The sequence below is a fragment of the Microbacterium esteraromaticum genome (genome assembly GCF_016907315.1).
Lineage (GTDB): Bacteria > Actinomycetota > Actinomycetes > Actinomycetales > Microbacteriaceae > Microbacterium > Microbacterium esteraromaticum.
Genome location: NZ_JAFBBS010000001.1, coordinates 2,591,218 through 2,612,611, shown reverse-complemented (window position 1 = coordinate 2,612,611; position 21,394 = coordinate 2,591,218). Strand labels below are relative to the sequence as shown.

General features: G+C 69.2%; 19 protein-coding genes. 4 read left to right on the top strand and 15 right to left on the bottom strand.

The features are described from left to right. Positions 1 to 60: 60 nt before the first annotated feature. Both JOE67_RS12455 and JOE67_RS12450 read left to right on the top strand, forming a co-directional pair. Positions 61 to 519 carry a GNAT family N-acetyltransferase gene (locus JOE67_RS12455; protein WP_204975865.1) on the top strand — a complete coding sequence of 153 codons (459 nt, stop codon included), beginning with the start codon at positions 61 to 63 and terminating at the stop codon, positions 517 to 519. Positions 520 to 786: 267 nt separating this feature from the next. Next, positions 787 to 1,644, top strand: a complete 858-nt coding sequence (locus tag JOE67_RS12450) for an endonuclease domain-containing protein (protein ID WP_204975864.1) — start codon at positions 787 to 789, stop codon at positions 1,642 to 1,644. Between the two features lie 71 nt (positions 1,645 to 1,715). On the opposite strand, the gene JOE67_RS12445 is transcribed toward JOE67_RS12450, so the two are convergent. The 12 genes from JOE67_RS12445 to JOE67_RS12390 form a co-directional block, all read right to left on the bottom strand. Then, positions 1,716 to 2,474 carry a hypothetical protein gene (locus JOE67_RS12445; RefSeq protein ID WP_204975863.1) on the bottom strand — a complete coding sequence of 253 codons (759 nt, stop codon included), beginning with the start codon at positions 2,472 to 2,474 and terminating at the stop codon, positions 1,716 to 1,718. Between the two features lie 15 nt (positions 2,475 to 2,489). Further along, positions 2,490 to 4,298, bottom strand: coding sequence for an ABC transporter ATP-binding protein (locus JOE67_RS12440; RefSeq protein ID WP_204975862.1), 1,809 nt, complete (start codon positions 4,296 to 4,298; stop codon positions 2,490 to 2,492). Continuing rightward, positions 4,295 to 6,175, bottom strand: a complete 1,881-nt coding sequence (locus JOE67_RS12435; RefSeq protein WP_204975861.1) for an ABC transporter ATP-binding protein — start codon at positions 6,173 to 6,175, stop codon at positions 4,295 to 4,297. The genes JOE67_RS12440 and JOE67_RS12435 overlap by 4 nt, the downstream gene beginning before the upstream one ends. Before the next feature lie 270 nt (positions 6,176 to 6,445). Next, a complete protein-coding gene (locus JOE67_RS12430) occupies positions 6,446 to 6,943 on the bottom strand; it encodes a methylated-DNA--[protein]-cysteine S-methyltransferase (RefSeq protein ID WP_204975860.1) in 498 nt (165 codons plus the stop codon). After that, on the bottom strand, positions 6,940 to 8,433 hold the full coding sequence (locus tag JOE67_RS12425; protein WP_204975859.1) for an Ada metal-binding domain-containing protein: 1,494 nt from the start codon (positions 8,431 to 8,433) through the stop codon (positions 6,940 to 6,942). Before JOE67_RS12425 ends, JOE67_RS12430 begins: the two co-directional genes overlap by 4 nt. Positions 8,434 to 8,510: 77 nt before the next feature. After that, positions 8,511 to 9,983: a chlorohydrolase family protein gene (locus JOE67_RS12420; RefSeq protein ID WP_204975858.1), complete on the bottom strand. Its 1,473-nt coding sequence runs from the start codon at positions 9,981 to 9,983 to the stop codon at positions 8,511 to 8,513. Positions 9,984 to 9,992: 9 nt separating this feature from the next. After that, positions 9,993 to 10,829 (bottom strand): ATP-binding cassette domain-containing protein, encoded by an 837-nt coding sequence (locus JOE67_RS12415; RefSeq protein WP_204975857.1) that lies wholly within the window; start codon positions 10,827 to 10,829, stop codon positions 9,993 to 9,995. Beyond that, positions 10,826 to 11,677 (bottom strand): ABC transporter ATP-binding protein, encoded by an 852-nt coding sequence (locus JOE67_RS12410; RefSeq protein WP_204975856.1) that lies wholly within the window; start codon positions 11,675 to 11,677, stop codon positions 10,826 to 10,828. The genes JOE67_RS12415 and JOE67_RS12410 overlap by 4 nt, the downstream gene beginning before the upstream one ends. Next, complete coding sequence (locus tag JOE67_RS12405; protein ID WP_204975855.1) at positions 11,674 to 12,561, bottom strand: ABC transporter permease; 888 nt, start codon at positions 12,559 to 12,561, stop codon at positions 11,674 to 11,676. Before JOE67_RS12405 ends, JOE67_RS12410 begins: the two co-directional genes overlap by 4 nt. Continuing rightward, a complete protein-coding gene (locus tag JOE67_RS12400; RefSeq protein WP_204975854.1) occupies positions 12,558 to 13,508 on the bottom strand; it encodes an ABC transporter permease in 951 nt (316 codons plus the stop codon). Before JOE67_RS12400 ends, JOE67_RS12405 begins: the two co-directional genes overlap by 4 nt. A 5-nt stretch (positions 13,509 to 13,513) precedes the next feature. Continuing rightward, a complete protein-coding gene (locus JOE67_RS12395; protein ID WP_204975853.1) occupies positions 13,514 to 15,160 on the bottom strand; it encodes an ABC transporter substrate-binding protein in 1,647 nt (548 codons plus the stop codon). Between the two features lie 52 nt (positions 15,161 to 15,212). Then, positions 15,213 to 16,268 carry an amidohydrolase family protein gene (locus JOE67_RS12390; protein WP_338041599.1) on the bottom strand — a complete coding sequence of 352 codons (1,056 nt, stop codon included), beginning with the start codon at positions 16,266 to 16,268 and terminating at the stop codon, positions 15,213 to 15,215. A 107-nt stretch (positions 16,269 to 16,375) separates the two neighbouring features. Between JOE67_RS12390 and JOE67_RS12385 the strand changes: the two genes are divergently transcribed. Further along, positions 16,376 to 17,053 (top strand): FCD domain-containing protein, encoded by a 678-nt coding sequence (locus tag JOE67_RS12385; RefSeq protein WP_204975852.1) that lies wholly within the window; start codon positions 16,376 to 16,378, stop codon positions 17,051 to 17,053. Positions 17,054 to 17,074: 21 nt separating this feature from the next. Here the strand turns inward: JOE67_RS12385 and ctlX are convergent, their stop codons facing one another. Both ctlX and JOE67_RS12375 read right to left on the bottom strand, forming a co-directional pair. Then, positions 17,075 to 17,959, bottom strand: coding sequence for a citrulline utilization hydrolase CtlX (ctlX, locus tag JOE67_RS12380; protein WP_338041598.1), 885 nt, complete (start codon positions 17,957 to 17,959; stop codon positions 17,075 to 17,077). A 29-nt stretch (positions 17,960 to 17,988) separates the two neighbouring features. Beyond that, the gene (locus JOE67_RS12375; protein ID WP_204975850.1) at positions 17,989 to 19,026 is read right to left on the bottom strand and encodes an ornithine cyclodeaminase; all 1,038 of its coding nucleotides are present in this window, start codon (positions 19,024 to 19,026) and stop codon (positions 17,989 to 17,991) included. A 121-nt stretch (positions 19,027 to 19,147) separates the two neighbouring features. Between JOE67_RS12375 and JOE67_RS12370 the strand changes: the two genes are divergently transcribed. Then, positions 19,148 to 19,579 carry an Lrp/AsnC family transcriptional regulator gene (locus JOE67_RS12370; RefSeq protein ID WP_204975849.1) on the top strand — a complete coding sequence of 144 codons (432 nt, stop codon included), beginning with the start codon at positions 19,148 to 19,150 and terminating at the stop codon, positions 19,577 to 19,579. Between the two features lie 204 nt (positions 19,580 to 19,783). On the opposite strand, the gene purH is transcribed toward JOE67_RS12370, so the two are convergent. Beyond that, on the bottom strand, positions 19,784 to 21,391 hold the full coding sequence (gene purH, locus JOE67_RS12365; RefSeq protein ID WP_204975848.1) for a bifunctional phosphoribosylaminoimidazolecarboxamide formyltransferase/IMP cyclohydrolase: 1,608 nt from the start codon (positions 21,389 to 21,391) through the stop codon (positions 19,784 to 19,786). Between the last annotated feature and the right edge of the window lie 3 nt (positions 21,392 to 21,394).

The window sequence follows — 21,394 nt, the reverse complement described above, 5'->3', positions numbered from 1 at the left end:
CCCCGCCGGGTTCACGTCGTCTTAATACACGCAGCGCCGACGACGCGCTAGCCTGGGGTCATGTCGGAACTGCGCGTGGAAGAACTCTCCGCTGCGACGATCGTCGCAGTGAACAATCTGTCCCTGCGTCCTGGACAGGAGCAGTTCCTCGCTCCTGTGTCGTACGGCATCGCCGCGACAGTCGTGAACCCGCAGACGTCGTGGCAGCGCGTCGTCCTCGACGGCGACGAGGTGGTCGGCTTCGTGAGCGCGAGCTTCGACGCCGACACACCCGAAGAGCACTTCCGCAGCGTGCTGTGGCGGATCAACGTCGATGCCGACGACCAGCGGCGAGGCGTCGGGCGATTCGCCGTGGAGGCTCTGATCGACGAGGCGCGGGCGCGCGGCGTCGATCACGTGAACGTGATCTACGAGGCCGGTGAGGGCGGCCCCGAGGCGTTCTTCCGCCGCGTCGGCTTCGAACCGGTCGATGAGACCGAGTACGGCGAGGTCGTCGCACAGATCCGCGTCACGGACTGAACCGGCGGCGGGGTCTCGAATCCCCTCCCCCATCGAGACCTCGTCGCCGCTACGCCTGAGAGCGCTCCCGCGCGCCGCACCGCGAGCCCCCGACTCCGCTTCTGAAGGATGGCTGCGGTTCTGAAGGAAGCCGTCCGGCCTGAAGTCCTTCAGAAGTGCGGACGTCCTTCAGGATTGATCCTCCACAACCGGACGACGCCGGCCGCCCGTCCCCCATTCCTGGGATCCACGCGTCAGGGCGTCTCCTCGTTGAGGCACGGTGGTGCGATGGATCTCGTGAGCTGGATGGAGACGCGCGGACGCATCGCCAATCGCGACGACGCTGCAGATGCGGGCTACTCGACCGCGCACGTGCGATCAGCGATCCGCGCGGGCCGCGTGAACCGAATCCGCGCGAAGTGGATAGCGTCGGATGGGGCAGCCCTCGACCACCTGGCGGCCGCCGAAAGCGGAGGTCAGGTCAGCTGCGTGAGTCTCGCACGGCGGCGCGGATGGTGGGTGCCGCCGGATGCCGATAGCCGGGTGCATCTCCGGATGCCCCGTAACGGCGTCGTCCGGCAGGATGGGACCACGGCGCATTGGGCGACGTCGTTCGGGCCGTCACGGCCGCGGCGGCTCGAGGCCACCGTCGAAGATGCCCTCGCCGATGTCGCGCAGTGCTTCGCGCTGGATCAGGCGGTCGCGATATGGGAGTCCGCGGTCCGCACGAAGGCGATCAGCCTGGACGCCCTGCAACAGGTCCCCTGGCGCAGCGCAGCCTCGCGCCGGTGCCTGCAGCACACGCGCGGTGGCACCGACTCGTCGCTCGAGACCGTATTCCATGTACGGCTGAGCGCGTGGGGCGTGCGGTTGAGATTCCAGGTGCAGCTCGCCGGGCATCCGGTCGACTTCCTCATCGGCACCCACCTTGTGGTCCAGGTCGACGGCTGGTCGTTCCACTCATCCTCTGCCGACCGGACTCGAGACCTGGCGCACGATGCAGAGCTTCGACTGCGTGGCTACACGGTGTTCCGGTATTCGTACTCGCAGATCATCTACGACTGGAACCACGTCGAGCGCACGCTCGCGGCAGCGATCAGCCGTGGGCTGCATCTGCACCCCACACCGACACGCGAACGAATCTAGGACTCCGGCAGCTCTGAAGGATTATGTCGGCTTCAAGGTCCTTCAGAACTGCGGCGGTCCTTCGTAGGCGACTACGGGCGGCGCTTGCGCGTCCAGGCGATCACCGAGTCGGACGTGCGGATCGCGAAGGTCCGAGCGGCGTCCCACAGCGCATCCGGCAGCTCGGGGTGCACCTGCTCGCCGCGGGCCGCCCGCTCGGCCACGTCGAAGGTGCGCTCCAGATCGTCGACGGCGGCCCGGTAACCGGCGAACTCCTCCGCCGTCACCCGCGACTCCGGCCGAGGTCGAGCGTCGCGTGCCCGCTCGAGTGCCGCGAGGAAGGCGGCGGTCGCAGGCTGACGCCCGTCGCTCATCCCGGGAAAGGCGATCGCACGCGCAGCGTCGGTCTCGTACTCCATCCAGCGTGCGAGCAGGGCATCGTGTCTTGCGCGCAGACGCTCCAGCGGAAGCATCCCGCCGGCGGTCATCGCCGACCGCTCGGTCGAGACCCGCACTCGGCTCACCTTCACCCGCGCGACGGCTGCGCGAGACGCGAGCTGCGCCTCGCGCAGAGCACGGCGGGCGGATGCCAGGGCCGCGGCGTCCGCACGGGCCGCAGCCCTCTCGGCCGCCACCCGCGCGGCGTCGGCCCGTGCAACCCGAGCCGCATCCGCGGCGGCGCGTGCATCGAGCTGCGCCCGGCGCAGCTCGAATCGCGCCGCGTCATAGCCCAGTCTTCTGCCGTTCACCGTCCCCCGCCTTCGCACGATCGCATAACCGGTGGCCCCTGCTCCGGCCGCCGCAGGTGCGACCCACCACAGCTCGGCGGCCAGAAGCAGGATCGGTTCCACCTCTTCAACCTAATCTCAGACCAGCGTCTCCTGCCAGGCCGCGTGCAGCTGAGCGAACTTGCCGGTGCCGCCGATCAGCGCCGCAGGGGTGTCGTCCTCGATGATGCGGCCATGCTCCATCACCAGCACGCGATCGGCGATCGCGACCGTCGACAGGCGGTGCGCGATGATGATCGCCGTGCGATCGGCGAGCAGCGTCTGCAGCGCTTCCTGGATGAGCCGCTCCGACGGGATGTCGAGAGAAGCCGTCGCCTCGTCGAGGATGAGCACCGCGGGATCGGCGAGGAACGCACGCGCGAAAGAGATCAGCTGACGCTGCCCGGCCGACACCCGGCCGCCCCGCTTGTTGACGTCGGTACCATATCCGTCGGGCAGGGCGGAGATGAACTCGTCGGCCCCCACGGCCCGGGCGGCAGCGCGGATCTCGTCGAGCGTCGCGTCGGGCTTCCCGAGCGCGATGTTGTCGGCGACCGTTCCGCTGAACAGATAGGCCTCCTGCGTGACCATCACGATGGCGCGGCGGAGGTCCTTCGGATGCAGCATCCGCAGGTCGACGCCGTCGAGGGTCACCCGGCCCTCGGTCGGATCGTAGAAGCGCGAGACGAGCTTGGCGAGGGTCGACTTGCCGGCACCAGTGGTGCCGACCAGGGCGATGGTCTGCCCCGCCGGGATGTCGAGCGTGAAGTCGGGCAGGATCGTCTTGTCGTTGCTGTAGGCGAACCGCACGTCCTCGAAGCGCAGTGCGCCGCGCGACTCCCACAGATCGACCGGCTTCTCGGGATCGGGCACGGTCGGCTGCTCTTCGAGCACGCCCGACACCTTCTCGAGCGCGGCTGTGGCCGACTGGTACGAGTTGAGGAACATCGCGATCTCCTGCATGGGTGCGAAGAAGTTGCGCACATACAGCACGGTGGCCAGCAGGACTCCGACGCCCAGTGCGCCGTCGGCCACCCGCAAACCGCCCCACAGCACCACGCCGGCGAGGGTCAGCGCCGCGATGGCCATCAGCCCCGGTTCGAAGGTGCCGTACAGCACCATCGACCGGCGGTTGATGTCGCGGTAGTCGCCGGCGACCTTGCGGAACGTCTCGTCGTTGCGGGGCTCCTTGCGGAACGACTTCACTGCTCGGATGCCGGTCATGGTCTCGACGAACTGCACGATCACCTTGGCGCTGATCACGCGCGACTCGCGGTACACGACCTGAGAGCGGCTGTAGAACCAGCGCATCAGCAGCAGGAGCGGGATGCCCGCGATCAGCAGGATCGCACCGGACTGCCAGTCGGCGATCACCAGCGCGATGAAGGTGAACAGACCGAACAGCACGCCGGAGACGAGGTTGTTGAGTCCCCCGTCGAGCAGCTCGCGGATGGAGTCGAGGTCGCTGGTCTGGCGCGAGATGATCCGGCCCGACGTGTACGACTCGTGAAACTCGAGGCTGAGCCGCTGCGTGTGCAGGAAGATGCGCTTGCGCAGGTCGAGCAGCACCGCCTGGGTGATACGCGCGGCGAGCACGACGTACAGGCCGATCAGCGCCGAGGCGGTGATGCCGGCGACCAGGTACACGATCGTGACGGTGATCGCGGGCATCCAGTCGGCCGTCTCGAGCAGATGCGGCAGCGCACGGTCGAGAGCGACGCCGATGAGGATCGGCCCCGCGACCTGCAGCGCCGTGGAGACGACGAGCACGAGCGCGGCGATCACGATGCGCAGTCTCAGCGGCTCGACGAGCGAACCGAGCAGGCGCAGCGATCGCTGGCGGATCGCCCGGCTCTCGGCCTTGGTGTAGTTGGAGCGGTCTTCGCCCTGGGTGCCTGCGATGCTCATGCCTGCACCTCCTCTTCGTTCGTCGACGCGTCGATGCTCGCGTCGGTGATGATGTCGATCGCGCCGGTGCGCGCCGCCTCCTCGGCTTCGAGGCTCGAGATGACGTGGCGGTAGTGCGAGCTCGTGCGCAGCAGCTCGGAGTGCGTGCCCACCGCGGTGATGCGGCCGCGTTCGAGCAGCGCGACGCGGTCGGCGAGCGCGACCGTCGACGGCCGGTGCGCGACGATCAGCGCCGTCGTCTCTGCGAGGACGTGCCGAAGCGCCTCTTCGACCAGCGCCTCGGTGTCGACGTCGAGCGCCGACAGCGGATCGTCGAGCACGAGCACCTTCGGGTCGGCGGCGACCGCGCGCGCCAGCGCGAGACGCTGGCGCTGGCCGCCGGAGAGGCTCAGCCCCTCCTCGCCGATGACCGTCTCGACGCCGTCCGGCAGCGTGTCGACGAACCCTGCCTGGGCGACGTCGAGAGCCTCGCGCAGCACGCGCTCACCCTCTTCGCCGTGGATGTCGAGATCGGCTCGACCGAGCAGCACGTTCTCGCGGACGGATGCGGAGAAGAGTGTCGCGTCCTCGAAGGCCATCGCCACGTGACGCCGCAGCTCGGCGAGCTCGAGATCGCGCACGTCGACGCCGTCGAGCGTGACCCGCCCCGCTGTCACGTCGTAGAGACGAGCAGGCAGCGTGGTCAGGGTGGTCTTGCCGGATCCGGTCAGGCCGACCAGCGCCATCGTCTCACCGGGCCGCAGCACGAGGTCGATGCCGTCGAGCAGGTCGCGTTCGCTGGGGCCGGCGTCCTGATAGCGGAAGTGGGCACCCTCGAACGCGAGCTCTCCGCGCGCCTGCCCGAGCCGCACAGGGTTCTCGGGGTCGGTGATGGTGTTCGTCTCCTGATAGATGTCGAACACGCGGTCGGTGGCGGTGCGGGCATCCAGCATGAACGAGAACAGGAAGCCGATCGACTCGATCGGCCAGCGCAGCACGGCCGCCATGGCGAAGAACGCGAACAGCTGCGGGACGTCGATCTGACCCTGGGCGATCAGCCAGATCCCCGAGATGAGGCTGAGGCCGAACGCGATCTGCGGCATGAGGTCGAGCCAGAACCAGATCTCGGCGATCGCGCGCGCCTTGCTCAGCTCGGTCTCGCGCAGGGTCTCGGCCTGATGGCTGAAGCGCGACAGCGCGTGCTTGCCGCGGCCGAACGCCTTGAGCACCCGGATGCCGTGCACGCTCTCCTCGACGCTGGTGGCGAGGTCGCCGGCCTGGTCCTGACTGCGTCTGGCGAGGGTGCCGTAGCGTTTCTCGAACAGGTATCCCTGGATCCACATCGGCACGCCCGTGACGAGGAAGATCACTCCGAGCAGCCAGTGCCAGCGGAACAGCAGCACGGCGCCGATGATGATCGTCAGCACGTTGACCACCAGCAGGATCAGCCCGAAGGCGATCCAGCGCCGGATGAGGCCGATGTCCTGCATCATTCGGCTGAGCAGCTGGCCCGACTGCCAGCGGTCGTGGAACGCGACCGGCAGGTTCTGCAGCCGCGAGTACAGCTCGGCACGCATCTGGAACTCGACCTCGGTGGCTGGAGTCAGGATGAACCAGCGGCGCAGCCAGACCATCGCCGCCTCGCCGAACGCGAGCGCGAGCACGCCGAAGGCGCCGGCGAACACGAATCCGACAGCGCTGTTCGCGCCCGGCCCGAGGTCGAAGTTCTTCACGACCTGCTCGAGCACGATGGGGATCATCAGGGCGATGACGGCGGCGGCGAGCGCGCTGAGCGCGCCGCCGATGAGACGGCCGAGGATCGGCTGGACGAAGGGCTTGAGGCGCCAGAGGGCGGCGAAGGTGGACAGGGACGACGACGAAGAGGAGGTGGCAGACATGACTCTCGGTTGCGTGGCGAGTGGGTGACGAAGACGGATGCGGATGCCAGGGCATCCGGTGCGGGCGCGGCTCGGGCGACTCGGGTCGCCGGCCGCGCGATCAGTCGCGCAGGCGGAGTGCGCGCGAGCCGAGGAGTGTGGTGACAGTCGTCGTGATCATGGCTTCCTCCTGAGGCTCGGCTTCGTCGCCCGGTCGGCGCGACAGCCTTCGAGCCTATTGGGGAAGGCGCTTTCTGCGCAAGAGTCCGCGGAGAGTCGGAGCAGCTTCCGTCAGAGCGCGCCGCTCTCGCGGGCGAGCAGGCTCTGCTTCACCGGCAGTCCCCAGGCGAAGCCGCCGAGCGAGCCGTCGCTGCGCAGCACGCGGTGGCACGGCACGAACAGCGCAGGGGCGTTGCGGGCGCAGATGGATGCGGCGGCGCGCACGGCCTGCGGGCTGCCGAGCTCGACGGCGAACTCGCTGTAGCTCAGCGGACGGCCGGGCTCGATGCGGCGCAGCGCCTCCCACCCGGCTGCCTGCAACGCGGTGCCGCGCTGGCGCACCTGCACGGAGTCGATCGCGTGCAGATCGCCTCCGTAGTACGCACGCGCCGCGTCGGCGGCATCCGTCTCGCCTTCGCCGATCGCGCTCGGGCGCAGCGACGGATGCACCCGCGCGATGATCGCGCCCTGATCGTCGCTCCAGCCGGAGGCCAGCACCTGCTGCGCGTCATCGGCCAGAATCGTGAGCGGGCCGTCCGCGGTCTGGATGGTCTGGATGAGTGCGGTCATGAGGACTCCTTCGATGCGGTGCGGGCGCGCCTGACCGGCCGAGCCGGTGCTGCGCGCCACAGGTGAGCGGTCAGGTAGCTGCGCCAGGGCGCGATGCGCGCCGCCCAGGCGGTGAGGGATGCCGGGTCCGCGGGCAGTCCGGATGCTGCGGCGCCGGCGCGGACGGCGACATCCCCTGGCAGGAACACATCGGGGTCGCCGATGACCCGCATGCGCACGTAGTCCGCGGTCCACGGGCCGATCCCGGGCATCGCGAGCAGCGCCGCACGCTGAGTGGGGGCGTCGTCGCCGACAGTGAGGGTCAGAGAGCCGTCGGCGAGCGCTGCTGCGGCGCCGGTGATCGCGCGGATGCGGGCTGCGGGCCCGCGCAGCACCTCTGCGCCATGCTCGGCGATCGCCGCCATGGTCGGGAAGAGCAGCCCACCGTCCGGCAGCCGCTCCCCCAGCTGCTCGGCGAGCGACGTCAGCGCGGTGCGGGCCGCGGCGACGGTGATCTGCTGTCCGACCATGGCGCGGATGAGCATCTCGTGCGGGTCGGCCGCGCCTGGCACGCGGATGCCCGGCATCGCGCTCACGAGCGGAGCCAGCTCCGGGTGCGCGGAGAGCGCCTCGTCGACCGCCTGCGGGTCGGAGTCGAGATCGAACAGTCGTCGTGCGGTCGAGACCAGCGGCGCGAGGTCGCCGAGACGGGTGACCTTCGCGCGCAGGCGCAGCTGTCCCTCCTCGGTCTGCCTGATCTCGAAGTGCGCCGGACCGCCCGGCATCCGGAGGTGCCGGGCGAAAGATGTCGGCGTCGCGGTCTCGACGCCGGGCAGTGCCCGCGCGTCCATCCAGGCGAACACGCCGGCCGCGTCCATCGGCGTGCGATGCGGCAGCAGCAGGTCGATCGCCCCCTGCATCCCGTCGTGCGCCGCCGGTGCTCCCACCCGGCGCGTGGCGCGCAGGTCGCCTGGTGTCATCTGGAAGACCTCGCGGATGGTGTCGTTGCACTGGCGGATGCTCGTGAACCCCGCCGAGAACGCCACCTCCGAGATGGGCAGGTCGGTGCCCACCAGCAGCATGCGAGCGGTGTGCGCGCGGTGCGCGCGGGCGAGGGCGAGCGGGCCGGCGCCGAGCTCGTGGGTGAGCAGGCGGGTCAGGTGCCGGGGCGAGTAGCCGAGGCGGCGGGCGAGACCGGGCACGCCCTCCTGCTCGACGACCCCCGCGGCGATCAGGCGCATAGCGCGGGCTGCGGCGTCGCCTCGCAGATTCCATGCGGGCGATCCCGGCGCAGCCTCGGGCAGGCAGCGCTTGCAGGCGCGGTAGCCGGCCTCGTGCGCGGCCGCACTCGTGGGGTAGAACGTGACGTTCTCGGGCTTCGGAGTGCGGGCAGGGCAGCTGGGCCTGCAGTAGATGCGCGTCGAGCGCACGGCTGTGACGAACTGCCCGTCGAAGCGGGTGTCCTTCGCGCTGATCGCACGATAGCGCTCGTCGTGCTCAGTGGTGCTCATGCCTCCATGCTGTCACGACCGTGAGCGCCCGGCTGGCGGAAATCGGACATCGCAGTTCTCGGTGCGGGTCCGGCCCTTCAGCGACGAACGGGGAAGACCGGCGGGAAGATCTCGTCCGGCGTCGCCTCACGCGCGCTGCGATCGGCGTACGAGGCGCGCAGGATGTCGAAGATGCGCTGCCCCTCCCTGCGCAACTCGTCGAGGTCGACCCCGGGCAGCGCGCCGTCGCGCAGCACCACGCGACCCGCGACCATGCTGAACCGCGCGTCTCGCGCGGTGCCGGCGAGCACCAAGGTGCGAAGCGGATCCTCGACAGCCCCGGTGCGGACGTCGTCGAGCGCGAAGGCGACGAGGTCGGCGGCAGCACCCGCCTCGACGCGGCCGAGGTCGGGGCGTCGCAGCGCCCTCGCGCCGCCCCGCGTCGCCGCCTGGACGTACTCGGCGAGCATCCCGCGCGACAGGTCGCCGTGCTGCGCCTTCGACAGCTGCACGCCGTGATCGATGGCGCGGATCAGATCGGGCGGGAACGAGTCGGTGCCCATCGCGATGTTCACACCGGCGTCGAGGTACTGCGAGAGATCTTCGAGCAGAAAGGCGTAGCGGGCGTTGGCGAGCGGGCAGTGCACGATCGACGCGCCCGCCGCGGCGATGGCGGCGAGCTCGCCCCTGTCCTCGCCGTGCACGTCGGGGTGCACGTCGAGGTAGACACCGTGCGCCACGATGAGCCGGGGCCCCAGCAGTCCGGCGCGCTCGAGCAGCCCGAGCTGCGTGGTGCCGGCGACCCGGTCGAAGTGCTCGCGCTCGCCGAGTTCCTGCAGGGCGTGCACGCGAACGAGCACATCGCGCTCGGCCGACACTCGCGCCGTCTCGCGCAGCAGCTCCTCGGTGACATGCTCGATGCGGCACGGGGCCAGCACCCCGGTCAGCAGAGGATCGGCCCAGTCCTCGAGCGTGTCGAGAAAGCGCACGGCGTCGGCGAGACCGCGCTCGCCCCGCGCTTCATCCCATGCGACGCCAGGCGACCCGTCTGCCTCGGTCACCGGCACGCCCGAGCGGTACGACGGCCCGAGCCAGGCGCGAAGGCCGAACTCCTGCGCGGCGCGAGCCACGTCGACGAGGTCATCATGGGTCTCGGCCCACGGCGTGTGCACCTCAGAGGCGATCGGCATGAACGTGGTGATGCCGTGCAGTGCGAGCTGCGCCACCGCGTACCGCCGCATCAGCCGGCGATCCGCCGGGCTCAGCGCCCCGACTGGATCGCTCTCGGCATACACGCGCGACCACCGCAGCTCAGCCCAGCCGTCATCGTCGCGCCACGAGTCGAGCTGAAGATGGTCGATGTCGGCGAGACCCTCGAGGTCGATGAGGCCAGGCATCAGAAGCGAATGACCGAGGTCGATCCGCTCGTCGACGCCCTCGCTCGGCGCCTCGCGGGCAGGTCCGACCCAGTCGATCGTCCCGCCGTCGACGAGCACCGCCCCTGAGCGGATCTCGATGAACCGGCCGTCCTCGCATGCGAGGACGTGATCGGCGGTGAGCAGCGTGCGCATCGAGCCTCCTCAGACCGCGAGGCGCTCGCGTCTGACCGGCTTCCAGCCTGCACGCGGGACTGCGGCACGCAGCGCTCGCGTGTACGGCTGCACCGGATCGGCGAGGATCTCGGATGTCACGCCGGCGTCGACGACCCTCCCCTGCTCCATCACGATCATGCGGTCGGAGATCTGGTTCACGACGGCGAGATCGTGCGAGATGAACAGGTAGCTCACCTGACGCTGCGCCTTGATGTCGCTGAGCAGGTTGAGGATCTGCGCCTGGATCGACACGTCGAGCGCCGCGACCGCCTCATCGAGCACGATCACGCCAGGGTCGGCGGCGAGCGCACGGGCGATCGCGACGCGCTGACGCTGTCCGCCCGAGAGCTGGTGAGGGAACTTCTGCCAGAAGCGCTCGCCCAGACCGACGCTGTCGAGGATGCCCTGCGCGCCGGCACGCACGGAGGCGGGCGTGGCGCTGCCCTGACCGTGCAGCGACACCGACGACGCGATGATGTCGATGATGCGCTGCCGGCCGTTCAGCGACGAGTACGGGTCCTGGAACACGTACTGCACCTCACGCGCCCAGCGTCGCCTGTCCGCCAGGCGACGCACTCCCCCTGCGCGCGACTCGCCGCGAACCATGAGCTCGCCGCCCGTCACGGACTCCAGGCCCACCAGCATCCGGGCCACGGTCGTCTTGCCCGACCCGGATTCGCCGACGATGGCCAGGCACTCGTCCTCGAACAGCTCGAACGACACGTCGTCGACGGCGACGATCGGCTCGCCGCGGCTGCCACGAGGCGCCGGGAACACCTTCTTGAGATTGCGCGCGACGATGATCGCGTCACCTGCTGCGCTCATGCGCCCGCCTTCAGCTGCTCGTGGATCTCTCGGTTGTAGGTGAGGACGGGCAGACGGTCCACCCGCTCCTCGATGCTCGGCCTCGCGCCGAGCAGCTCGATCGTGTACGGATGCCTTGGTGCCTCGTACACGTGAGCTCCCTGCTCGACGATCTCGCCGGCGTACATCACGGCGATCCGGTCGCAGCATGCGGCGGCGAGCTCGAGGTCGTGCGTGATGAACAGCAGCGAGAGCCCTCGAGCCTTCCGCTGCTCTTCGATGATCGCCATCACATCGGACTGGGCGGTGACGTCGAGCGCCGTGGTGGGCTCGTCGGCGAGGATCAGGCGCGGCTCGGCGAGCAGCACGCTGGCGATCATCACACGCTGCAGCAGTCCGCCCGACAGCTCGTGCGGGTACTGGCGCAGCCGTGACTCGGGATTGCGCACGCCGACCTCGTCGAGAAGCGCGACGGCACGCCGGTCGGCCTCCCTCTGGTCCATGCCGCGGTCGCGTACCAGCACCTCGGTCAGGAAGTCGCCGACCGTGTGCACGGGGTTCACGTGCGCACGCGGGTCCTGGAAGATCATCCCGACGTCGGTCTGCCGATAGCGACGCAGGGCCGAAGGCGACATGCCGAGCACAGAGGTGCCGTCGAACTCGATCGAACCGCTGACCGTGAAGTTCGGGTCCAGCATGCGGGTGATCGCGCGGGTGGTGAGCGACTTGCCCGAGCCGGACTCGCCCACCAGCCCGAGCGCCTCGCCCTCGCCGATCTCGAACGAGACCCCGTTGAGCAGGCTCTGGCTGCTTCGACGCAGGTGCACGGTGGCGTGCACGTCGTCGACGCGCAGAAGGGGCGTTGTCATGACATGCTCCTCGCGGTCGAGGTGAGGCGGTCGCCGAGCACGGTGACGCACCACACGATGAGGACGATCAGGGTTCCGGCCGCGATCGCCTCGCCCGGGTGCCCGCGCAGCGTCGAGTCGAAGCCGCTCTTGACCATGAGTCCGAGGTCAGCGGTGGGCGGCTGCACGCCGAGGCCGAGGAACGACACGGCCGCGAGGTCGATCACCGCGAAGCCCAGCGACGACACCGCCTGCGCGATGACGATGGGCTGCACGTTGCGCAGGATCTGCGTGGTCGTGATGCCGAAGCCGGAGTGCCCCTGCAGCCATGCCGCCGACACGTAGGGCAGGTTGCGCTCGCGCAGGGCGGCACCGCGCACCACCCGCGCCACGTACGGGATGTACGCGACCGCGAGACCGCAGACGACGGTGAAGAGGCTCGGCCCCCAGATCGCGACGGCGATGAGGGCGAACACGATTCCAGGAACCGCGAACAGGATGTCGAGCACCCACACGATCACCGCATCGACGCGGCCGCCGCACCACGCCGCGACCAGTGCGAGCGCGGTGCCGACGATCGTCGACAGCACGATCACCAGACCGGGTCCGGCGAGGGTCACCTGCGCGCCGTGCATCAGGCGGGAGAGGATGTCGCGGCCGAGCGCATCGGCGCCGAGCAGGTGGGCCGAGGTCGGCCCGCTCAGGGCGGCGAAGAGGTCGGGCGCATTCGGGTCGGCCGGCGCCAGCCAGGTGGCGAACGTCGCGGCGATCACGATCACGGTCAGCACCACGGCCGCGATCACGCCGATGACGCCGAGGCGGTCGAGGATGCGGCGCACGACGGTCTCGCGGTCGCGGATGGCCTCGTCCTTCGCGACGGCGAGGGTCGTCGTCTTCAGGCTCATTGCTTGCTCCCGAGCGAGATGCGCGGATCGATGAAGGTGTAGAGCACGTCGACGATCGCGTTGACCACCACGAAGGCGACGACCAGCACGAGGACGACGGCCTGCACGACCGCGAAGTCGCGCTGCAGGATCGCCTTGACCAGCAGCGAGCCGAGCCCGTCGAGAGCGAACACGTTCTCGACGACCACAGCGCCCGCGATGAGGGTCGCGATCGTCAGGCCGAGCACGGTGGTGATCGGGATGAGCGCGTTGCGCAGCACGTGCCGCCGCACGATCAGCCCCGGAGCGAGACCTCGCACCGTCGCGGTCTGCACGTGCTCGCGCGTGCGCTCCTCGTTGACCGCGGTCTTCGTGATGCGAGCGAGGTAGGCCGCGCTCGCGACGCTGAGCGCCATGGCAGGCAGGAACAGGTGCCACAGGCTGTCGAGCCCGCCCGTGCCCACACCGAAGGTGGGGAACCAGCCGAGACCGACGGCGAAGAGGCTGATCAGCGCGACGCCCACCACGAAGACCGGCGTCGACAGGCCGATCGCGGCGAGGGTGGAGACGACCTGGTCGACCCATCCCCGGCGCAGCGCGGCCCAGGTGCCGGCGATGATGCCGACGACCGCGATGATCACCGCAGCGAGCGAGACCAGTGCGGCGGTCGTGCCCGCACGGGCGAGCAGCAGGTCGCCGACGGGCTGGCGGTACACGAGCGAGCGACCGAGGTCGCCCTGCACGAGGTCGCCGAGCCAGGCGATGTAGCGCACGATGAACGGATCGTTCAGGTGGTACTGCTCGGTCACCGCGGCGATCTGCTCAGGCGTTCCGCCGCGCGGACCGAGGATGAAGGCAAGGGGGCTGCCCGGTGCGAGATACAGCAACCCGAACACGAGGAACGAGGTCACCAGCAGCACCAGCAGCAGCCCCCCAGAGCGCCTCAGGAGGAAGGACGCGAAGGACATAGGTCTTACTCGGTCCCGCCGATCGAGACGGCCCACGGCGCGTACAGGTACGCGAACGAGGGCACGGCGCCCGAGATCCGCGTGCTCTGGATCATCGTGGTGGGCTCGTAGGCGAGCGGGATCCACGGCAGCGCCTCGGTGACCTTCTTCTGGATGCCGATCACCAGCTCGGCGCGCTTCGCATCGTCGGTGGTCTTCAGCGCCTCGGCGATCTCGGCGTCGGCACCGTCCCAGCCGATGTAGTCGTGCGAGTTCGCCGACTCGAAGAAGCTGTAGACACCGAGAGGATCGGCGAAGTCGGCGTAGTTCGTGGTGAAGAACCCGTCTAGGCCCTCACGCGCGGCCGGGTCGAAGTAGAGGTTGCCGAACTGCTCGACGGGGATCACCTTCGTCTGCACGTTGAGTCCGATCGCCTGACCGGCGGCCTGGATGACGCTGGCGGTCTGCTCGTGCACGGCGGAGCTGCCCTGCACGGCGAGCACGATGGGCTCGGACGGTGCGCCGGCCTCGGCGACGAGCTTCTTCGCGGCCTCGATGTCGGCGGTCACGTCGAACTCCTTGAACGCCTCGGCAAAGGCATCCTCCTCGTAGCCCCAGGTCGCGGGGCCGGCGATCGTGGCCGCCGGGATGGCTGCGCCCTGGAAGACGACCTTTGACAGCTGCTCCCGGTCGATCGCCAGCGACAGCGCCTGACGGATCTTCTCGTCGCCGAGACCGCCGTCCTTGCCGATCGGCGCGAGCGTCCAGAACACGAACGACTCGCCGAAGGTGGTCGTGACGTTCTTGCTCTTCTGCAGCTGCGACAGTCCCGCGGGCGGCAGATAGAAGAACTGCCCGTCGACGTCGCCCGTGCTGAGCGCGTTGATCGCGGTCGACTCGTCGGCGATGAAGCTGAACGAGATCTGCTTCGCGAGCGGCTTGACCTCGGTGTTCCAGTAGGCGTCGTTGCGCTCGATCACGAGGCGCTTGCCCGAGTCCCAGCTCGCGACCTTGTACGGACCAGTGCACTGCAGGTCGCCCTTCGGCGTTCCGAAGGCGTCGCCGCCGGCTTCTGCGGCGGCCTTCTCGACGATCGCGCCCGCAGCCGATCCCATCGCCTGGGCGAAGAGCACGTCGGGCTCCGACAGCGTGACCGTGACCTGCATGTCGCCGGTGACCTCCGCCGAGACGACGTTGCTGAAGTAGTCGCCCCAGTACGACTTCGAGTCCTCGCCGATCTGGCGCTGAAGCGAGAACGCGACGTCCTCGGCTGTGAGCGGGTTGCCGTTCCAGAACGTGACGCCCTCGCGGATCGTGTACACGTACGTCTTGTCGTCGGGCTGGTCGACCGTCGACGCGAGGCCGGGTTCGAGCGACAGGTCCGGCTTCATGCGCAGCAGGCTCTCGCAGAGGTTCGCGGTCGCCGTGTTCTCAGCGTAGTTCCAGGTGAAGATGGGGTCAATCGACGACGGCTCGTACGGCAGGTTCCATTTGACCTCGTCGATCGGCTTGGTGCCGGCCGGTGTCGTCGTGGCGAGGTTGTCGAGATCGAGCTCGAGCGAGGCCGGCCCCTTCTGATCGGACGTGCCGGATGGGGCCGAGCAGCCGGCCAGCGTCAAGGACGCCAGGGCGAGAACGGCCGCCGAGCTGAGTGCTGTCTTGCGTAGAACCACGAGAACTCCTGTGTTTTCGGGTGGGGGGTGATCAGGGTGTGGTGGGGGATCGTCAGAGCACGCGTCCGTGACGGATGACGCGCGCAGGGGCGGGCCGATCGACGACGAGCTGCGCGATCGATGGTGTGTCGAACTCGAGGCGTGTGGCGCTCGTGGCGTCCACCTCGGTGTTCAGGTCGGGGATGCCGAGCATGCGGCCGCCTTCGCGCGAGGCGATGCGGTAGCAGCGCTCGAGGTCGGCGTCGGTGACCGCTCCGGTGCGGTAGCCGAGCAGGTGCGCCCGGTCGACCATGCTGCCCGTGCCGAACGGCGACCAGCTGTCGCGGACGCCGTCGGAGCCGGCGGCGAGCTGCACGCCGTGCGTCTCGAACAGGTCGAGATCGGGCACCGGGTCGGGTCCGAGTGCGCAGGTGGTGATCCAGAGCCCCACCTCGGCGACGGCGTCGAGGGTGGCGCGCAGCGAGGGCAGAGCGGCGTCGCAGAGGGCGAAGGCGTGGCTCACGGTGACCCGTCCCTGCATGCCGGCGGCGCGGGTGCGCGCGGCGATCTCGCGGATCTGCGCAAGACCCTCCTCTCCCCCGTCGTGCAGATGGATGTCGAGGTCGCGTCCGCTGCGCGCCGAGAGCCCGAAGACGGCATCGAGGTGACCGGCGACGTCGCCGTCGCGGCCGAGCGGGTCGATGCCGCCGACGATGTCGGCCCCGGCGTCGAGCGATGCGGCCATGAGGTCGAGAGTGCCCGGGTTCGTCAGAAGGCCGAACTGCGGGAAGCAGACGATCTGCACCGTCAGGTCGGGACCGATCCGCTCTGCTGCGGCTCTCACGCCCTCGACGTGCGCGAGCCCGATCTCGGAGCCGACATCGACATGCGCGCGCATCGCCAGCGTGCCGCTGCGCAGCGCGTGGCTCAGCAGGGCATGCGCTCGTTCCTCGACGCTGCGGCCGTACTCGGGCAGCGCGAGGAGATTGTTCTCGATGAGCTGGTCGAGGGTGTGCGCAGGACGACGCGTCATCCACCGGTCGCCCCAGCTGGTCTTGTCGGGGTGGATGTGCGCGTCGACGAGCCCGGCAGCCGCAAGGGGCATCGGTTCGATCAGTGCTGCTGCCACGTGCTGAGCGCTCCTTCGGCTTCATCGCCTCGACCGCCGATCGGCGGTTGTCAGATTGTATGATGAATTCTGTTCCGCTGTCACCCCTGTTACGAGACAATGACGTGGTGCAACCCATTCAGCGCCGCTCCCTGGTCGACACCGTCGTCGATCGCCTCCAGTCCGAGATCGCCTCGGGCGCGTGGCCCGTCGGCTCCCGCATCCCCACCGAGGCCGAGCTCGTCGCCGCTCTCGGCGTCAGCCGGCCGTCCGTGCGCGAGGGCGTGCGGGCCCTCGCGCAACTCGGTCTGCTCGAGACCCGTCAGGGCGACGGCACCTACGTCATGGCGAGCGATCCCACCGAGGTCGCCCTTCGTCGCGCCCTGCACGATGCAGATCCCGGCGAGGTCTTCGCCGTGCGGCGCGCTCTCGATGCGCTGGCCGCCGTCCAGGCCGCCGAGAACGGCGACAGCGAGATCCTCGCGCTCATGGAGGCGTCACTGTCCGCCCGGCAGGATGCAGCGGACCGCGGCGACGGCGATGCATTCGTCGAGCACGACGTGGCGTTCCACCTCTACGTCGTGAAGGCGTCGGGAAACGCTCTGCTCGGCGGTATCTACGCGAGCTTCGTCACGTCTCTGCGCAACTCGATCACCCAGCGACGCATGGGCTCGATGGCTCTGGCCGAGTCGCCGGACGACCAGCACGAGGCGCTCTTCCAGGCGATCCGCGCGGGTGACGGCCAGGCGGCGAGGGATGCAGCGCTGAACATCATCGAGCGCTCGGAGCAGCTCCCCCAGAGCTGAGCCCGCTGTCGACCACGCGGCTCAGCGCGGGTCGAGGTGGATGCCCGCGATCATGCAGCGGACGGAGCCGCCGGCCAGCTCGATCGGCGAGACGTCGATCGGCAGCACGCGGCACGACGCCGACAGAGTCGCCAGCTGCTCACCCGAGAGGCTGCGATGGGCTGTCTCGGAGAGCACGAGGATGCGCTCGCCATCGGCATCCCGAAGCTCGATCGCGTTGCCGGCGAACGATGCGACCTGCTCCGCGCTCAGGTCCACGAGCACGCGACCGGTGTCACGGATGCGCCGCGCGATCTCGGCCCTGCGCGCATCGCCGACGATCGCGTCGAGACCGACCAGGGCGATGTCGGTGCCGATGCACATCATGACGTTGGTGTGATAGACCGGCACGCCGTCGGCATCAGCGGCGTCGAAGACCACCGGCTCGTAGCCGAACACCGTGCAGAACCGCTCGACGAGCACCGGGTCGCAGCGATGCGAGCGCACCGCATAGGCGATGCGCGACACGTGATCGAGCACCATAGCGCCCGTGCCCTCGAGGAAGAGACCGTCGAGCTCGAGGCCCGAGTAGTCGATGACCTCCTGCACGCGATACTCCCGCTTGAGCATCTCGACGATGTCCGCCCGCCGCTCGCCCCTGCGGTTCGGCGCGTACATCGGATAGATGGCGACGCGTCCGCCGGCATGGGTCGAGAACCAGTTGTTGGGGAACACGCTGTCGGGATGCGATTCGCCGGCGTCCTCGAACAGGTGCACGCGCACGCCCTCGCCGCGCAGCACGTCGGCCACCCGGGTGGATGCCTCGAACGCCGCACGCGACACGTCGTGGTCGGTCTCGCGCTGGAAGGTGTTGTCGGCCGCCGTCTGCGGGTTCGGCCTGAAATGGTGCGGACGGATCAGCACCACGGCGTTCGGCGCCTGCGCCGACGCCGCCCTCACGCCAGGGCGGGCGCGGCGGCACCCTCGGCGACGAGCGCGAACAGGTTCTTCGGGTCTGCCGGCTCGGCGATGATGTCGACATCCGTGAAGTAGTCGGTTCCGTCGATCGCCTCGGCGAGGTAGCGCAGCGCGGAGAAGTCCTCGATCGCGAAGCCGACCGAGTCGAAGATCGTGATCTGATCGGCCGCCGTGCGGCCCGACGCCTCACCGCGCATGACGCGCCACAGCTCGGTGACGGGGTGCTCGGCATCCAGCTGCTGGATCTCGCCCTCGATACGGGTCTGCGGCGGGTACTCGACGAAGATCTCGCCACGATGCAGGATGCGTGCGTCGAGCTCGGTCTTGCCGGGGCAGTCGCCGCCGATCGCGTTGATGTGCACGCCCCGCACGACCATGTCGTCGGTCAGCACGGTGGCGTTCGCCTTGTCGGCGGTGCAGGTCGTGATGATCTGCGCGCCGCTGACGGCCTCGGCTGCGCTCTCGGCGCGGACGATGTCGAAGCCGAGCGGACGCATGTTCGCCTCGAACACGTCGAGGGCCGCGGGGTCGGTGTCCCACACCCGCAGGCTGCGGATACCCAGCAGCGCGCGGAACGCGAGCGCCTGGAACTCGGCCTGACTGCCGGTGCCGATCATCGCCATGGTCGTCGCGCCCTCGGGAGCGAGCAGGCGCGCGACCGTCGCTGAGGTGGCCGCGGTACGCAGGGCGGTGAGTATGGTCATCTCGGTCCACAGCGTCGGGTAGCCGCTCTCGACGTCGGCGAGCACGCCGAAGGCGGTCACGGTCTGCAGACCGCGGGAGGGGTTGGCCGGGTGCCCGTTGACGTACTTGAAGCCGTACTGGACGCCATCGCTCGTCGGCATCAGCTCGATCACGCCGATGTCGGAGTGGCTGGCCACGCGGGCGGTCTTGTCGAACTGCTCCCAGCGCCGGAAGTCCTCGGCGATCGTGTCGGCGATGCCTTCGATGGCACGCTCGATCCCCGTGTCGATCAGCCAGCGGCGCATGTTTGGAACATCGACAAAACGGACCATCGCCCATCCCTTCACTTTGAACCTCAAATCTATGAGCGCTCGCTGGTACTTTCAATCAGCAGGAATGATCATTTGCGCGATCGGGTGCACACACTGTGCAGTCAAACTGTAAGTTCTGTATATGAGCACTCTCGACGACCTCGACCGGCGACTGCTGTCGCTGCTTCGTGCGAACAGCAGGGAGTCGGTGGTCAACCTCGCCCGCCGGCTCGGAGTCACGCGCGCCACGGTCGACACCCGCCTGCGCCGGCTCGTCGAGAGCGGCGTGATCGTCGGCTTCTCGGTGCGCGTACGCGACGCCGCAGCGGCCTCGGTCGTGCGCGCCATCATGCTGATCGCCGTCGAAGGTCGCAACACCCGGGAGGTGATCCGCAGCCTGCGCGGTGTGCCGCAGATCGCCGCGCTGCACACCACCAACGGCCGGTGGGACCTCGTCGCCGACATCAGCTGCGACAGCCTGGCATCGTTCGACGAGACCCTGGGAACCATCCGCGGCATCGAGGGCATCCGCGACAGCGAGACGAGCATCCTGCTGTCGTCCGCGACCGTGTGACGGCCGGAGGCAGCGGCTTCGCCGGCTGCGTACGAGGCCGGGTCACCACGTCTCGACTCCTGCGGCTCCGCCGTTCAGAGATCGGGTCACCACGTCTCGACTCTTGCGGCTCCGCCGCCTTCGCTCGACGATCGATCTGCGGCTCGCTTCGCTCCGCCGCTTATGCGGCCACTTCTTCCCCTTCGCGGTCGCTGGCGCTCCCGCTTAGTGGAAGAAGTGGCGTTCCCCGGTGAAGAACATGGTCACGCCGGCCTTGCGAGCGGCGTCGATCACCTCGTCGTCGCGCACCGATCCGCCGGGCTGCACGATCGCCTTGATGCCCGCGTCGAGAAGCACCTGCGGACCGTCGGCGAAGGGGAAGAACGCATCGGATGCCGCGACCGAGCCGGCAGCTCGATCGCCCGCCCGCTCGACCGCGAGGCGGCACGAGTCGACGCGGTTGACCTGGCCCATGCCGACGCCGACGGTCGCGTTGTCCTTCGCGAGCACGATCGCGTTCGACTTGACTGCTCGGCAGGCCTTCCAGGCGAAGATGAGATTCTCCATCTCGGCGTCGTTCGGACGCTCGCCCGAGACGAGCTCCCAGTTCTTCGCGACCGAGACGATGTCATCCGGGAAGCGGTCGGCATCCTGCAGCAGAAGACCGCCCGATACCAGCCGCACGTCCATGCGCTCCTGACGCCAGTCGGCGGGCAGCTGCAGCAGGCGCAGGTTCTTCTTCGCCTTGAAGACCTCCAACGCGGCGGGCTCGAACGCCGGCGCGACGATCACCTCGGTGAAGATGTCCTTCAGGTTCTCGGCCATCTTGAGCGTGACGGTGCCGTTGGCGGCGATCACTCCGCCGTACGCCGACACCGGGTCGCACTCATGGGCGCGGAGGTGCGCGCTGGCGATCGGATCGAGTGCGCTGGGCGCGGTGGTCGCGATACCGCACGGGTTGGCGTGCTTGATGATGGCGACAGCCGGCTGCACCATGTCGTAGGCGGCGCGCAGCGCGGCGTCGGCGTCGACATAGTTGTTGTACGACATCTCCTTGCCCTGCAGCTGCGTGGCCTGGGCGATGCCGTGGCCGCCGGCGCGGGTGTAGATGGCGCCGCGCTGGTGCGAGTTCTCGCCGTAGCGCAGGGTCGCGAGGCGCTCCGCCTTCACCGTGAGGTGGGCGGGCAGGTCGCCGCCTTCGAGCAGCGTGCCCTCCGAGAACCACTGCGCGACGGCCGAGTCGTAGTTCGCCGTGTGGGCGAAAGCGCGCGCGGCGAGCTCACGGCGGTGCACCAGAGTCGTGCCGCCCTCTTCGACCGCCTCGATGATGGCGGGGTACGACTCGGGCGAGACGACGATCGCCACATTGGCGTGGTTCTTCGCGGCGGCACGCACCATCGCGGGGCCACCGATGTCGATCTGCTCGACGATGGCGTCGGGCTCGGCACCGGATGCCACCGTCTCGACGAACGGATAGAGGTTGACCACGACGAGCTCGAACGGCTCGATGCCGAGGTCGGAGAGCTGGCGCTCGTGATCCTCGAGGCGAAGGTCGGCCAGCAGTCCGCCGTGCACCTTCGGGTGCAGGGTCTTCACCCGTCCGTCGAGCATCTCGGCGACGCCCGTCACTGCGGCGACGTCGGTGACCTCGTGACCGGCATCCCGAATCGTCTGCGCCGTCGAGCCCGTCGACACGATCTCGACGCCGGCGTTCGTCAGCGCCTCGGCGAGCTCGAGCAGTCCGGACTTGTCGCTCACCGAGACCAGCGCGCGCTTGACGGGCACGAGATCGCGGTCACGGTACAGCGAGGGATCGAGGCGGGGGCCGGCCATGAG

Coding starts and splice junctions, on each gene's coding strand:
- JOE67_RS12455 (WP_204975865.1), top strand. CDS start 61: ATGTCGGAACTGCGCGTGGAAGAACTCTCCGCTGCGACGATCGTCGCA.
- JOE67_RS12450 (WP_204975864.1), top strand. CDS start 787: ATGGATCTCGTGAGCTGGATGGAGACGCGCGGACGCATCGCCAATCGC.
- JOE67_RS12440 (WP_204975862.1), bottom strand. CDS start 4,298: ATGAGCATCGCAGGCACCCAGGGCGAAGACCGCTCCAACTACACCAAG.
- JOE67_RS12435 (WP_204975861.1), bottom strand. CDS start 6,175: ATGTCTGCCACCTCCTCTTCGTCGTCGTCCCTGTCCACCTTCGCCGCC.
- JOE67_RS12430 (WP_204975860.1), bottom strand. CDS start 6,943: ATGACCGCACTCATCCAGACCATCCAGACCGCGGACGGCCCGCTCACG.
- JOE67_RS12425 (WP_204975859.1), bottom strand. CDS start 8,433: ATGAGCACCACTGAGCACGACGAGCGCTATCGTGCGATCAGCGCGAAG.
- JOE67_RS12420 (WP_204975858.1), bottom strand. CDS start 9,983: ATGCGCACGCTGCTCACCGCCGATCACGTCCTCGCATGCGAGGACGGC.
- JOE67_RS12415 (WP_204975857.1), bottom strand. CDS start 10,829: ATGAGCGCAGCAGGTGACGCGATCATCGTCGCGCGCAATCTCAAGAAG.
- JOE67_RS12410 (WP_204975856.1), bottom strand. CDS start 11,677: ATGACAACGCCCCTTCTGCGCGTCGACGACGTGCACGCCACCGTGCAC.
- JOE67_RS12405 (WP_204975855.1), bottom strand. CDS start 12,561: ATGAGCCTGAAGACGACGACCCTCGCCGTCGCGAAGGACGAGGCCATC.
- JOE67_RS12400 (WP_204975854.1), bottom strand. CDS start 13,508: ATGTCCTTCGCGTCCTTCCTCCTGAGGCGCTCTGGGGGGCTGCTGCTG.
- JOE67_RS12375 (WP_204975850.1), bottom strand. CDS start 19,026: ATGGTCCGTTTTGTCGATGTTCCAAACATGCGCCGCTGGCTGATCGAC.
- JOE67_RS12370 (WP_204975849.1), top strand. CDS start 19,148: ATGAGCACTCTCGACGACCTCGACCGGCGACTGCTGTCGCTGCTTCGT.
- purH (WP_204975848.1), bottom strand. CDS start 21,391: ATGGCCGGCCCCCGCCTCGATCCCTCGCTGTACCGTGACCGCGATCTC.